The sequence below is a fragment of the Rhodococcus sp. PvP016 genome, assembly GCF_017832185.1.
Lineage (GTDB): Bacteria > Actinomycetota > Actinomycetes > Mycobacteriales > Mycobacteriaceae > Rhodococcoides.
Map to the genome: position 1 here is coordinate 2,247,728 of NZ_JAFIBH010000001.1, position 13,014 is coordinate 2,260,741.

Consider the following 13,014-nt stretch of genomic DNA (forward strand, 5'->3'; position numbering starts at 1 on the left):
TCGCGCGGCCACAACCTCGGATTGTGGGGTGACAAGAGCGCGCGGTCTACCGACCGGGCGCATGTCCGGACACGATCGAGGCATGATCACCACCACCGTCTCCACCAGTGCACGTCCGGACCACTTACTCGCGCACGTGACGCCGAACTGGTTCGCGTCCGTCATGGGAACCGGCATCGTCGCCACCGCAGCGGCGACACTGAGGACGGAGATCCCGGGCATCCGCGTCCTGGCGGTCGCGATCTGGCTATGCGCCGTCGCCACACTGGTCGTTCTCGGTGTGGCCTACGCGGCGGCGTGGCAGCGGCACCGAAGCATCGCACTGCGCCATGCAGCGGACCCGGTGATGATGCAGTTCCACGGCGCCGTCCCGATGGCTCTGCTCACCGTGGGTGCCGGTGCACGACTGGTCGGTGGCGACATCGTGGGGAACGGCGCTGCCACCGCGGTGTTCGTGACCCTCTGGGTGGTCGGAACTGTGCTCGGGCTGGCGACGAGCGTCGTCGTTCCCTACGTCATGATGACCCGCGTCGAGCATCGCGATCGCACCGCGATCCCCGCGTGGCTGATGCCCGTGGTCCCGCCCATGGTGTCGGCGTCCACGGGTGCCCTGCTGCTTCCGCTCCTCGGCGGTGAGCTGCGTGTGGCCGTGACGATGTTCTGTTACGCGCTGTTCGGCCTGGCCCTCGTCGTCGGCATGCTGACACTGGCCCATGTGCACGGAGCGCTGCTGCGCGGCGCGGTCCCCGCCGGAGCCGCCGCCGACCGTGTGGATCATGCTCGGGGTCGTGGGCCAGGCGATCACCGCGGCGAATCTGCTCGGCACACAGGCGGCAGCGGTGTTCACGGGGGAGCAGGCCTCCGTGGCGGTCGGGCTGCACGTGGTCGGCATCGTCCTCGGTCTGGTGCTCGGCGGCTTCGCCGCCCTGCTGTTCGCGACGGCGACGGCGTTGACCGTGCGCGCGTTCCGACACGCCTTGCCCTTCTCGTTGACGTGGTGGTCGTTCACGTTCCCCATCGGCACCTGCGTCACGGGAGCGAGTGCGCTCGGCGGCGCACTCGGTTCGGCACTCGTCGACGATCTCGCCGTCGCGCTGTTCGCGGTGCTGTCGGTCGCGTGGGCCACGGTCGCGACCCGCACGGTGCGGGGAACCCTGCGCGGCACCATCGTCGTTCCCGCGTGACGAGACTCGCACCCCCTCGGGGGTAGTTCGCGACCGGTTCGGGGTACACCCCGCTGGTGACGAGACGAGTGACGTTCAAGCGATCCGTCGCGCAAGCGATGGCCTTGTTCGCGGTGCTGGGCCTGTTCTGGGCGCTCGTCGGCGCGCGCCTCGACCAGGATCACCCGTTACGCACCATGGTCGTGGTCGGCTGCAGTGTGATCGGCGCCGGGTGGCTGTTGCTCGCCGTGGTCGTCGTCGTCCGTCTCCGGCGTCTCCGCGCGCGTCGTGACGCGGTGAGCAACACCTGACGCCTCGACGTCAGGGCGCGGTCGTGAGATCGCGCATCAGCGTGCCGACGATGCTGCGCCGTGCGCTCGCCCCCTCGGGTGTGGGAAGCAGGGGGTAGACGTGGATCGCACCGGGACACTCCGCGCCACATGTCGCAGGCCGACGCTCGTCAACCACGGGTCGCGCGCCTCGACGTCGGGGATCGCCGGGTTCGTCAGCGCGAGATCGAGCCACGGGAAGATCAGGCAGAGATGAGACCCCGGTCTGCCGGCCGCCGCGAGCCGTTGTGCGAGCCCGAGGGCGAGGGTGCCGCCGGCAGAATCACCCATGATCGCGGTGTGGTCGATCCCGTGCTCGGCCACCATCCTCTCGTGGACCGACCTCAGGAGGGGGTAGGCGTCGTCCACGGTGTGATCCGGAGCCAGGCCGTAGTGCGGTACCGCGACGGCGAGCCCCGCCTCGGTGAGCTCATCGACGAGCGACCAGTGCTGAGCGGCGATCTCGCTGACGAACGCTCCGCCGTGGAGATACAGGACGCCGCCGACGCAGGGTCTTCGCGCGGACGCACCACGTCGACGGGCCGTCCCGCGACCTCGAACCGCTCGATGTCGTGCCGTCCCGCCATGCGCGTCGGAGGAGTCGGAGAGTTCTTCGGCCGCCGCATCCGGCGCTCGGCACGCGCCTCGGACGCCATCGTCCGCTTCGCCGTCGCCCGCACGTACACCGCCACCGCACGCATCTGCCACGTCGCCATGAAAAAGTCTCCTGGTCGGTGATCGTCCGGCGCCATCGTGTCACGAGAGGGAAGCCCATGAACGTCACCCGAACCTCTGTCGCGGTCACCGGATCGACCGGCGCACTCGGCGGCGCTGTCGCCGCGTCGCTCGCCGCTGCGGGCGCGTCGCAGCGTCTGCTGGTGCGGGACGCCGGTCGCGCGCCGTCACACCCGGGCGCCGACGTCGCGCAGTGTTCCTACTCGGACGCGACTGCCGCGGTGCAGGCACTCGCCGGGATCGACGTCCTGTTCATGGTCTCCGCCTCCGAGAGCGCCGATCGTGTCGACCAGCAGCGCACGTTCGTCGACTCGGCCGTCGCCGCCGGGGTGCGCCACATCGTCTACACGTCGTTCGTCGGCGCCGCGCCGGACGCCGTCTTCACCCTGGCGCGAGATCACCACGCCACGGAGAGTCACATCCGTTCCACGGGTGTCGGGTTCACGTTCCTCCGGGACAACTTCTACCTCGACGTCATGGAGCACTTCGTGGGGGAGGACGGTGTGCTGCGCGGACCGGCGGGGGAGGGGCGTGCCGCGCTCGTCGCCCGCGTCGACGTCGCGCGCACCGCTGCGGCAGTGCTGAGCGACCCGGCCCGTCACATCGGCCGGACCTACGATCTGACCGGGCCCGAGGCGCTGTCGATGACGGAGGTGGCCGCCACACTGTCCGAGGTCCGGGGAGTCGACGTGCGGTTCCACGACGAGACGGTGGCGGAGGCCTACGAGTCGAGGGCACGGTGGGCGGCACCCGACTGGCAGAACGACGCGTGGGTGTCGACGTACACGGCCATCGCCTCGGGCGCTCTCGCCGACGTGTCGGGTGACGTGGAGGCGATCACCGGACGCCGACCGCTCTCGTTCCGGGAGTTTCTCACCGTCGGCTGAGCACGAGCGTTCTCGGTATAGTGCGGTGCATAGAACGAGAGGAATCCCATGCCCAGGCAGAGCACCGCCCGTACCGACATGTTGCGCAGCGCGGCGCTGCTGTTCCGGGAGAAGGGTGTCGAGGCCACCTCTGTGGCCGACGTCATCGAGCATGCCCATGCGCCGCGCGGGTCGATCTACCACCACTTTCCCGGAGGACGCCCGCAGCTCGTCGAGGAAGCGACACGGGGTGCAGGTGACGTCATGGGATCGATGATCTCGGCGGGTCTCGCGTCGCGGGGACCCGAGCGCACCATGGCCTCCATCGTCGGTTCGTTCCGCGACCAACTCGTCGCTACGGATCACGCCGCGGGGTGCCCCGTCGGTGCGGCAGCCGTCGAGGGGCCCAACACCCCGGGTGCCCGCGATGCGGCAGGTGCGGCCTTCACGTCGTGGGAGAAGATCATCGCGGCATCTCTGTGCGAGCGCGGTGTCGCTCGTGACGACGCGGAACGCGCTGCAACCCTTGCCTTGTCGGCCATCGAGGGCGCCCTCCTCATGTGCAAGGCGCAACGAAGCACGCGGCCGCTCGACGTCGTCGAGGAGTGGCTCGTCGGCATGATGGCCGACCTGTTGGGCACCGCCTCTCGGTGAACCGCGCCGCACGGCGCGGCGCCTTGTTAGTGTCGGTCGAATGTTCGTCCCGTTCAGTGTCACCGACTTCCTCGACCGCGCCGCCGCCGTGTACGGAGACCGGATCGGACTCGTCGACGAGCCCGATCAGCCCGCTCCGAGCCTCGGATCGCCGACCTATGCCGAGATGGCGGACCTCGCCCGGCGGCAGGCCGCGAAGCTCGACGATCTGGGTATCGAGCGTGGCGATCGAGTGGCGATCGTCAGCCACAACGCGGGCCGCCTCCTCACGTCGTTCTACGGAATCAGTGGCTGGGGCCGCGTCATCGTCCCCGTCAATTTTCGACTCCGGCCGGACGAGGTGCGGTACATCGTCCAGGACTCCGGTGCGCGCGTGCTCTACATCGATCCGGAGCTGAAGGAATCACTCGGCGACGTGGAGTGCGAACACGTCGTCGTTCTCGGTGACGACGAGAACCTGTACGCCCCGCCGGGATCCACTCCGGCAGCCTGGGAGCCGGACGAGAACGCGACCGCCGCCATCAACTACACGTCGGGGACCACGGCTCGCCCGAAGGGTGTCCAGATCACGCACCGCAACATCTGGGTCAACGCGGTCACCTTCGGCATGCACGTCGGTGTCAGCGATCGCGACGTCTACCTCCACACCCTGCCCATGTTCCACGCGAACGGCTGGGGCCAGCCGTTCGCGATGACGGGAGTCGGTGCGCAGCACATCGTCCTGCGCAAGGTCGACGGCGCCGAGATCCTGCGCCGCGTAAGCGATCACGGCGTGACGGTGATGTGTGCGGCCCCCGCCGTCGCGGCAGCGGTGCTCGATGCCGCGCAGTCGTGGGAGGGCGAGATCCCCGGCCGGGATCGGGTGCGCATCATCATGGCCGGTGCGCCGCCGCCGACGAAGACCGTTGCGCGAGTGGAGCGTGAGCTGGGGTGGGAGTTCATCCAGATCTACGGGCTCACCGAGACGTCCCCTCTGCTGACCGTCAACCGCACTCGCCAGGAGTGGGACGATCTGGAACCCGAGGAGCGTGCCGCGAAGCTCACTCGGGCCGGTGCCCCCGCGCTGGGTGTCCGACTCGACGTCGACCCGACCGGTGAGGTGTTGGCGCGATCCAACGTCGTCATGGAGGGCTACTGGGGACGGCCCGAGGAGAGCGCCAGAACGCTGGACGGCGGCTGGTTCCACACCGGTGACGGCGGCGTCATCGGCGACGACGGCTATCTCACCATCGCCGACCGGAAGAAGGACGTGATCATCACCGGCGGCGAGAACGTCTCGTCCATCGAGGTCGAGGACTGCCTCTTCTCCCATCCCTCGGTGAGCGAGGTCGCCGTCATCGGGGTGCCGAGCGAGAAGTGGGGCGAGACGATCAAGGCATTGGTGGTGCTCGCGCCGGGCGTGGACGCCGGCTCGAAGACGGAGGCCGACCTCATCGCGTGGTGCAAGGAGCGACTGGCCGGGTACAAGGCGCCGACCACCGTGGAGTTCCGGGACGTGCTGGCGCGCACGGCCACCGGCAAGCTGCAGAAGTTCAAGCTACGCACGCCCTACTGGGACGGGATGGACCGCGAGGTCAACTGACTCGCCGAAGCCGATCTCTCAGGGAGGCTGTTTACACTCGGGGACTCGACGACCACTCTCCGACCCTCCGACTCTCCGACGGGATCCCACCGATGACGATGTCCTCGCTGTCCGACGACGACGTCGACGTCGACCGTCCGTCCCGCGGTACCCCGGCGCGCGTGCTGCCGTGGGTGCTGCTGATCGGCGGGATCATCGGATTCGCGGCCGCCTGTGTGCTGACCTACGAGAAGATTCGGCTGACGGCGGACCCGTCGTACGCGCCGACGTGCAACCTCAACGACGTGGTCAACTGCGGCTCGGTCATGGCATCGCGCCAGGCGGCCGTCCTCGGATTCCCCAACTCCTTCATGGGGGTGGGCGGCTTCGCCATCGTCGCCATGGTGGGCGTCGCCCTGCTCATGCGCACGCGTCTCGACCGGTGGTTCTGGGCGGGGCTGCAGGTGGGGGTCACCGCGGCCGTCGCCTTCGTGCACTGGCTCATCGTGCAGAGCCTGTACGAGATCGGTGCACTGTGCCCGTACTGCATGGTGGTGTGGGCCGTCACGGTGCCCGTCTTCTGGTACGTGACGGTGGTGAACGTGTCGGCTCTGGCGGGACCGGGCCGGACGAGGGATCTGCTGAATCGTTACCACGCCGTCCCCCTCGCCGTGTGGTACCTCGTGCTGGCAGGACTCGTCGTGCAGAGGTTCGTGCTCGGCTGACCGTTGTCGGTGCGCTACTCTGCGGGCAGTGATTCTCTTCATGATGTCCTGATCAGGCCCTGTGGCTCCGACCGAGCGCACCCCGTGCGTTCGGTGGTGACTGCGTGCGCCCGTGTCGGCGGACCCTTCCGAGGGCTCCGCCGCCTCCGGCCCCTGTCACTTCTCTCCGGAGTACCTCATGAACGAGCCGTTCTCGGCCCCTGTCCCTCGTCCGTCCACCCTGCGCGCCGAGTGCGCGCGATGCACCGGCCTGTGCTGCACTGCCCTCGGATTCTCGCGATCGGTGGAGTTCGCGACCGACAAACCACCGGGCGTTCCGTGTCCCCATCTGGACACGACGTTCCGGTGTTCGATCCACTCCGCGCTGCCTCGACGTGGTTACCGCGGCTGCGTGTCCTTCGACTGTTTCGGCGCCGGCCAACTCGTCAGTACGACGATGTTCCCGGCCACGTCGTGGCGGGACGGTGACGCGACCGCGCGCACCGTCTTCTCGACGTTCGAGGTCGTGATGGACCTGCACGAGATGCTGTGGCATCTGACGCGGGTGCGCACGCGTGGCCACGACAGCGACCTGACCGACGAGGTCGACCTGCTGTGCGCGGAGATCTCTGCCGCGATCGAGGCCGGCGCCGCGTCGGTTCTCGCGGTCGACGTGGCGTCCGTGCGAGGACGTGTTCGGCAGGTGCTCGACGCCGTGAGTGTCGAGGTGCGCGCGGCCTACTTCGCGGACGGAGCGGTGACAGACTCTCGGCTCGTCCCACGAGCGGACCTGGCGGGCGCCGACCTGCGTGCTCCGCGGCTCGTCGGTGCCGACCTGCGCGGGGCGTCACTGGTGGGGGCAGATCTGCGCCGTTCCGATCTCGCGGGATGCGACCTTCTCGGGGCCGATCTGCGCGGCGCGGACGTCCGGGGCGCGGACCTGCGCGACGCGCTGTTCGTCACCCGGACGCAACTCGCGTCCGCGCGCGGGGATCGGAACACCCGACTTCCACCCGACCTGGAGGTTCCGCCCGGCTGGTGACCGGTCGAGCTGGTACGTCAGGCGGGACGCGCGCCGGTCATCTCGGCCGGCGCGACGTCCGTCACCGACGCCACGAACTCGCGGGCGATGTCCCGCAGTCGGCGGTTGGTGCGCTGCGATTCGGTCGAGAGCACCTCGAACGCCGCGGCGTCGTCGATGCCGCGCAGGGCCATGAGAATGCCCTTGGCCTGCTCGATGGGCGCGCGGTGGGCCATGGCTTCGCGGAGGCCGTCGACGGTGCTCGAGAGGTCGCGGTGCCGGTCGTCGCGCTCCAGCGCGTCCGAGACAGCGCCGACCAGCGTGCTGAGAACCTGACGGTCCAGGTCGTCGAACGAGTGCGGGGTGTGGGCGAAGAGGGTGAGTGAACCGATGGTGCGGTCACCCACCCGCACCGGGGTGCACATCATCGCGGCGATCCCGGCGGCACGCGCGGTGGTGCCGAACTCCGGCCACCGGTCGTCTCCCGCGACGCAGTCGACCAGCACCGTCTCGCCCTCACGAGCGGCGTGCAGGCACGGACCGCTGTCCGCGTCGTACTGCTCGAGGTCGATGGCGGAGACGGTGGCCGACGACGTCGCGGCCGCGAAGGGTGCGCCGTTCAGCTCGACGGTGACTCCGCACATGTCCGTGTGGGGGATGCACGCGCACGCGGCGTCGACCAGGCGGTGCATCAACTCTGCAGCATGGTCGTCGTCGGTGCCCGACGCGCTCAACGAGCGGACGGCGTTACCGATCACGACCGCGAGCGGCAGGGAGTCAGAGGAGTTCACCGCACCATTGCACCACGACGGGCCGACAACCTTCCGACGACGACCGAGGTCACGCCGGAGTCGGCGCGGGCGTACGGATGAAGAACGAGGCGCCCACTGCCAGCAGGGACACGGCACCCCCGCACAGGAACGCGGTGTGGATCCCCGACTGCTGCGCCGCCACGTCGCCCACGCCACCGGCCAGTCGGGAGGCCGCAGCGGTCGACATCACGGTCACGAACAGCGCGGTGCCGGCCGCTCCCGCCAACTGCTGCACGGTGTTGAAGATCGCGCTGCCGTGCGAGTACAGCTGCGGCGGAACCGAACCCAGTGAGGAGGTCATCAGCGGAGTCATGATCAGAGCGAGTCCGACGCTGAGCAGCGAGTGGATCGCGACGACCACGGGGAGGGCGGTGTCGGCCGTGAGGATCGTCATCGACCACAGTGCGGCGCTGACGACGACGGCGCCCGGGACCACCAGTGGGCGGGGGCCGACCCGGTCGAAGACCCGTCCGACGACGGGAGCGAGACCGCCCATGATCAGACCGCCGGGAAGGAGCATCAGGCCCGTGGTCAACGTGTCCAGCCCGCGGACGTTCTGCAGATACATCGGCAGCAGGATCAGGGCACCGAACAGCGCCATCATGCTGATGGAGAGCATGCCCAGGCCGATGCTGAACGTGGGGGTGCGCAGCGGACGCAGGTCGAGCAGGGCCCGGCCCGAGTCCTGACGAGCGATCTGCCGGAGGACGAACACGATCAGTGCGACGACGCCGACACCCAACGGGATCCACACGGGGACCGCGGTGCCCTCGGCGGCGTGACCCAGGCTGCCGAGTCCGTACACGATGCCGCCGAACGCCAGCGCGGACAGCACCACCGAGACGGCGTCGAACGGGGCCACGGTGCTCGCCGCGGTGGCGTTCTCCACCAGGCGGGATCCGATCGCGAAGGCCAGCAACGCGATCGGGAGCACGAGCCAGAACATCCACCGCCAGTCGAGCGCACTGAGGATGACGCCCGAGATGGTCGGGCCCACGGCCGGAGCCACGGCGATGACGATGGAGATCACGCCCATCATGCGGCCGCGCCGATCGGCGGGGACCAGCCGCAGCACGGTCGTCATCAGAAGAGGAAGCATGATCGCCGTGCCGCCGGCCTGGACGACTCGACCGGTGAGCAGCAGTGGGAAGCCAGGCGCCGACGCGGCGAGAACGGTGCCGACGGAGAACAGCGTCATTGCCGCGAAGAAGACCTGGCGGAGGGTGAAGCGCTGGAAGAGGAAGCCCGTGGTGGGGATGACGATGGCCATGGTCAGGAGGAAGCCGGTGGTGAGCCACTGCGCTGTGCCGGCGTCGATGGCCAGATCGACCATCAGGGTGGGCAGCGCGACGCTCATGATCGTCTCGTTGAGGATCATGACGAACGCCGACACCACGAGCACCGCGATCAACAGCCGACTGCTCCGTGGCATGGGCCCGTCCGCCACGCGCGGCGCGTCCGCCTCTGTCTGCTGAACCTGCATCGTCGTGGGGCCTCTCTGTCGTTCGGTGTCGTAACAGTGTCTTCCTGTATGACAGTCACTGTCAAACTGATTGTTGATGTAAGGTGACGGCCATTCGGAGAGGAGTGATGTCGTGAGTGGAGACGGCTCGACCGATGCGGCGGCGACAGCGGTGCCCGATCTGAGGGAACGTCGACGCCGCGACATGTGTTCCGAGATCTCGCTGGCGGCACTGGAACTGTTCGAGCGACAGGGATTCGCGTCCACCACGGTCGGCGACATCGCTCGCGGCGCGGGTATCTCGCAGAGCACGTACTTCCGTCACTTCCCCACGAAGGAGCAGTCCGTCGTCGGCTTCGATGCCGGGCTCGAGCGCGAGATCCTGACGTGGGTGACCGAGGCCGACCTCGACAGTGTCGGTCTGGTCGGCATCGAGGACATCGTGGCGCGGTTCCTCCGGCGCATGAATGCGGCGAACACGGCGTCGTCGGATCGCGTGATGCGTGTCCGTCGGCTGATCGTGTCGGATGCGCACCTGCGGTCCGCGGCGATCGCCCTCGACGAAGTGGTCATCGCTCGCCTGGCCGACGCGCTGGCGGCGCGAGTTCCGCGATCGCCCTCCCGTCTGACCGCCGAGACGGCGATCATGACCGTCCGGGTCGCGTTCGACACGTGGGCTGCGCGCGTGGACGACGGGGATCGGGACGCCGACCTGGCGGAGATCTATCGCGTCGCTTGCCGTGATCTGCGGACCGTGGTGACCGGCGCCGCCCCGGACGTCACGACGTAGCTCTGGGGGCGCCGGTGGTCGACCGTGACACCAGGCTGGGCGTCAGCACGATGCTCGGCGCACCGTCGTCGACGGTGAGGGCGAGTGCGGCGTCGACCGCCGCCTCGGCCAGGCTCTCGGCGTCCTGGGACACCGTGGTGAGTGCGACGTGGTCCAGTCCGGCGACGCGCGAGTCGTCGTACCCGATCACCGACATGTCCCGCGGCACCGCGAGTCCGTGAGCCACCAGTGCGGCGAGAACGCCTGTGGCGCACCGGTCGTTGAAGGCGATCACCGCGGTGGGCGGCCGCTCGGCGGTGAGGAGTCCCTCGACGGCTCGCGCTCCGTCGTCCTCCGTGAGGCCGCCCCGCACCACCTCGGCCCGGGCGTCGTCGATGTGGGACAGGGCGTCCAGGAAACCGGCGGATCGGTCCTCGCTGCCCGGTGCGCCGTCGCCGTCGACGAAGGCGATGCGCCGATGGCCGAGCTCCGCGAGATGCCGTACCGCCAGCGTGATGCCGGCGACGTCGTCGCTGCGCACCGTCACCGTGTCCGGGTTGTCGACACGGCGGGCGACGACGACGGTGGGAACGGTGCGCGCGAGCGCGGCCAGCTCGTCCTCCGGCAGTCGGCTGCCGAGGAGGATGGTCGCCTCGCAGCGATCGTGACGCAGGGAGTCGATGGCCGCCGTCTCACCTCGGCTGGGTGCGACGGCGCTGAGAGCCACCTCGTATCCCCGTCGGGCCGCGGCCGCGTAGACGTGCTCGACCAGATCCCCGTGGAACGGTTGCTGCAGCTCGAAGACGACCCCGAGAAGCCGGGAGTGGGACTGCCGCAGGCTGCTCGCCCGTCGATCGCGGACGTACCCCAGTTCGTCGGCGACTTCACGGACCCGCGCACGGGTCGCGTCGCTGGCGCCGGGGGAGTCGCGGAAGACGATGGACACCAGGGCGGTGGAGACTCCTGCCGCCCGTGCCACGTCGGTCATCGTGACGGGACGCGCGGTTCGTCTCCTGGTGGTCACGCCCCGATCGTACGGGGGTGTTGACGTCGGCGTCTAGTACGTTCTAGCCTCTGCCATCAGGCAAACTAGAACGTACTAGTAGGAGGCGACATGGCAGTCGATCGTTCGGAGGTGGTGGGCATCGCGGTGCTCGGTGCGGGCAGGATCGGCGCCAACCACGCCGAGATCGTCGCGCGCCGGGTACCGGGTGCCGCACTGCGGGCAGTGGCGGATCCGGTGCCCGGCGCCGCCGACAGGCTCGCCGGAGAACTCGGTGCGCCGACGGCGTCCACCGACATCCAGGAGACCCTGCGGCGTGACGACGTCGACGCGGTCGTGATCTCTGCTCCTGCGCGGAGTCACACCGATCTCGTCGTCGCGGCCGCGGAGGCAGGGAAGCACGTGTTCGTCGAGAAGCCGATGGCCGTGACCCTCGAGGACGCGGACCGTGCCATCGCCGCCGCACGAGCGGCGGGAGTGACACTCCAGGTGGGCTTCAACCGACGCTTCGCGCCGGGGTTCGCGGCGGCACGCCGGGCCGTCGACGAGGGCAGGATCGGGACGCCCCAGCTGCTGCGGTCGCTCACCCGTGATCCCGGTCCGTGGGGTGGAGATCCGAGCCGCGTTCCACCGTGGACCGTCTTCCTCGAGACTCTGATCCACGACTTCGACACGCTGTGCTTCCTCAACCCGGGAGCCGCTCCGGTGCGGGTGCACGCCATGGCCGACGCGTTGATCCGGCCCGAGGCCAGGGACGACGGCTTTCTCGACACCGCCGTCGTCACCATAGCGTTCGACAACGGCGCCCTCGCGACGGCCGAGGCCAACTTCTCCGCGCTGTACGGCTACGACGTCCGCGGGGAGGTGTTCGGATCCGGCGGCATGATCACTGCCGGCACCGCGGCGTCGAGCGACATGACGCTGTACGACGCTCGCGGGATCACCGTGGACACCGCCCGTCGCGACACCGATCTGCTGCGCGAGGCCTACATCGGCGAGTTCACCGCGTTCGTGTCCTCGGTCCGCGACTCGACGCCCGCGCTCGTCGGTGGTTCCGACGCGCGGGTCGCCCTGTCGATCGCGCTCGCCGCGATCGAGAGTGTGCGGTCCGGTGCCACGGTCACCGTCGCGGATCTCGACTCGGACGGTGTCCGGTGACGTACGCGCTGGCGGCCAGCGCCGAGATGCTCCACCTCGATCTGCCGTTCGTCGATCGGGTCCGACGGATCGCGGACCGCGGCCTGCAGGTCGAGATCTGGAACTGGTCGACGAAGAACATCGACGAATTGCGGGCCACGGGTGCCCGGTTCTCCTCGATGACCGGGTACCTGAGCGGAAGCCTCACCGACCCGGACGGCATCGACGAGTTGCTCCGCACGGCCGCGGAGTCGCTGCGGGTGGCCGATCGGCTCGACTGCCCGCGCCTCAATCTGCACGGCACGGGTCTCGATTCGGAGGGGTTGCCGGTCCACCCCGAGCACACGGTGACCCCCGACATGTGGCTCCGGGCGGCCGACACACTGCGCCGGGTCGCGGAGCTGGGCGAGCGTGCCGGTCGCGTGTTCACCCTCGAGAACCTCAACACCGCGGTCGATCACCCGGGCACTCCGTTCGCCACCGCGGCGGACACGTTCGCTCTCGTGTCCGCGGTGGACAGTGCGGCACTGCGCCTGAATCTGGACCTCTACCACGCTCAGATCGGCGAGGGGAACCTGATCGAGACCGTGCGGCGCTCGCTTCCCTGGATAGGCGAGATCCAGGTGGCCGACGTTCCGGGTCGGTGCGAACCGGGCACCGGGGAGATCGCCTACCCCGTCGTCGCCTCGGCACTACGCGAGATGGGGTACGACGGTGTCGTCGGACTCGAAGGGTGGGCACGCGCCGACCCCGACGAGGCGCTCGACGCCTTCGAGGCGGCGTTCACGGCGCCATGAT

Annotated in this window: 13 protein-coding genes and 1 pseudogene; 10 read left to right on the forward strand and 4 right to left on the reverse strand. The window is 69.3% G+C overall.

The features are described 5' to 3' along the window. Nucleotides 1-163 precede the first annotated feature (163 nt). Nucleotides 164-1,184, forward strand: a pseudogene (locus JOE30_RS21815) (C4-dicarboxylate ABC transporter). Between the two features lie 56 nt (nt 1,185-1,240). Continuing rightward, complete coding sequence (locus JOE30_RS10560) at nt 1,241-1,474, forward strand: hypothetical protein (protein ID WP_204866550.1); 234 nt, start codon at nt 1,241-1,243, stop codon at nt 1,472-1,474. Between the two features lie 36 nt (nt 1,475-1,510). Here the strand turns inward: JOE30_RS10560 and JOE30_RS21820 are convergent, their stop codons facing one another. After that, nucleotides 1,511-2,200, reverse strand: a complete 690-nt coding sequence (locus tag JOE30_RS21820) for an alpha/beta hydrolase fold domain-containing protein (RefSeq protein ID WP_204866552.1) — start codon at nt 2,198-2,200, stop codon at nt 1,511-1,513. A 65-nt stretch (nt 2,201-2,265) separates the two neighbouring features. Here JOE30_RS21820 and JOE30_RS10570 point away from each other — a divergent pair, with 65 nt between their 5' ends. From JOE30_RS10570 to JOE30_RS10590, 5 genes are all read left to right on the forward strand, one after another. Next, complete coding sequence (locus JOE30_RS10570) at nt 2,266-3,114, forward strand: SDR family oxidoreductase (protein WP_204866554.1); 849 nt, start codon at nt 2,266-2,268, stop codon at nt 3,112-3,114. Between the two features lie 48 nt (nt 3,115-3,162). Further along, nucleotides 3,163-3,747: a TetR/AcrR family transcriptional regulator gene (locus JOE30_RS10575; RefSeq protein ID WP_239532347.1), complete on the forward strand. Its 585-nt coding sequence runs from the start codon at nt 3,163-3,165 to the stop codon at nt 3,745-3,747. 40 nt (nt 3,748-3,787) lie between these two features. Beyond that, complete coding sequence (locus JOE30_RS10580) at nt 3,788-5,329, forward strand: AMP-binding protein (protein ID WP_204866556.1); 1,542 nt, start codon at nt 3,788-3,790, stop codon at nt 5,327-5,329. A gap of 92 nt (nt 5,330-5,421) precedes the next feature. Beyond that, the gene (locus JOE30_RS10585) at nt 5,422-6,033 is read left to right on the forward strand and encodes a vitamin K epoxide reductase family protein (RefSeq protein ID WP_204866557.1); all 612 of its coding nucleotides are present in this window, start codon (nt 5,422-5,424) and stop codon (nt 6,031-6,033) included. A 391-nt stretch (nt 6,034-6,424) separates the two neighbouring features. Next, nucleotides 6,425-7,054, forward strand: coding sequence for a pentapeptide repeat-containing protein (locus JOE30_RS10590; protein ID WP_307806135.1), 630 nt, complete (start codon nt 6,425-6,427; stop codon nt 7,052-7,054). A 17-nt stretch (nt 7,055-7,071) separates the two neighbouring features. On the opposite strand, the gene JOE30_RS10595 is transcribed toward JOE30_RS10590, so the two are convergent. Beyond that, a complete protein-coding gene (locus JOE30_RS10595; RefSeq protein ID WP_204866558.1) occupies nt 7,072-7,824 on the reverse strand; it encodes a GAF and ANTAR domain-containing protein in 753 nt (250 codons plus the stop codon). Between the two features lie 49 nt (nt 7,825-7,873). Then, nucleotides 7,874-9,277: an MDR family MFS transporter gene (locus JOE30_RS10600; protein WP_239532348.1), complete on the reverse strand. Its 1,404-nt coding sequence runs from the start codon at nt 9,275-9,277 to the stop codon at nt 7,874-7,876. A gap of 163 nt (nt 9,278-9,440) precedes the next feature. Between JOE30_RS10600 and JOE30_RS10605 the strand changes: the two genes are divergently transcribed. Beyond that, nucleotides 9,441-10,097, forward strand: coding sequence for a helix-turn-helix domain-containing protein (locus JOE30_RS10605; RefSeq protein ID WP_307806136.1), 657 nt, complete (start codon nt 9,441-9,443; stop codon nt 10,095-10,097). On the opposite strand, the gene JOE30_RS10610 is transcribed toward JOE30_RS10605, so the two are convergent. Beyond that, nucleotides 10,087-11,064, reverse strand: a complete 978-nt coding sequence (locus JOE30_RS10610) for a LacI family DNA-binding transcriptional regulator (RefSeq protein WP_204870259.1) — start codon at nt 11,062-11,064, stop codon at nt 10,087-10,089. The two genes, JOE30_RS10605 and JOE30_RS10610, sit on opposite strands and share 11 nt — an antisense overlap. 126 nt (nt 11,065-11,190) lie before the next feature. Here JOE30_RS10610 and JOE30_RS10615 point away from each other — a divergent pair, with 126 nt between their 5' ends. Further along, nucleotides 11,191-12,237, forward strand: coding sequence for a Gfo/Idh/MocA family oxidoreductase (locus JOE30_RS10615; RefSeq protein ID WP_204866560.1), 1,047 nt, complete (start codon nt 11,191-11,193; stop codon nt 12,235-12,237). Between the two features lie 26 nt (nt 12,238-12,263). Further along, the gene (locus JOE30_RS10620; RefSeq protein WP_204870261.1) at nt 12,264-13,013 is read left to right on the forward strand and encodes a TIM barrel protein; all 750 of its coding nucleotides are present in this window, start codon (nt 12,264-12,266) and stop codon (nt 13,011-13,013) included. Nucleotide 13,014 lies beyond the last annotated feature (1 nt).

Bases quoted from the DNA above. Each gene is read 5' to 3' on its own strand.
- JOE30_RS10570 (WP_204866554.1), top strand. From the start codon at position 2,266: ATGAACGTCACCCGAACCTCTGTCGCGGTCACCGGATCGACCGGCGCA.
- JOE30_RS10575 (WP_239532347.1), top strand. From the start codon at position 3,163: ATGCCCAGGCAGAGCACCGCCCGTACCGACATGTTGCGCAGCGCGGCG.
- JOE30_RS10580 (WP_204866556.1), top strand. From the start codon at position 3,788: ATGTTCGTCCCGTTCAGTGTCACCGACTTCCTCGACCGCGCCGCCGCC.
- JOE30_RS10585 (WP_204866557.1), top strand. From the start codon at position 5,422: ATGACGATGTCCTCGCTGTCCGACGACGACGTCGACGTCGACCGTCCG.
- JOE30_RS10600 (WP_239532348.1), bottom strand. From the start codon at position 9,277: ATGCCACGGAGCAGTCGGCTGTTGATCGCGGTGCTCGTGGTGTCGGCG.
- JOE30_RS10610 (WP_204870259.1), bottom strand. From the start codon at position 11,064: ATGACCGACGTGGCACGGGCGGCAGGAGTCTCCACCGCCCTGGTGTCC.
- JOE30_RS10615 (WP_204866560.1), top strand. From the start codon at position 11,191: ATGGCAGTCGATCGTTCGGAGGTGGTGGGCATCGCGGTGCTCGGTGCG.
- JOE30_RS10620 (WP_204870261.1), top strand. From the start codon at position 12,264: ATGCTCCACCTCGATCTGCCGTTCGTCGATCGGGTCCGACGGATCGCG.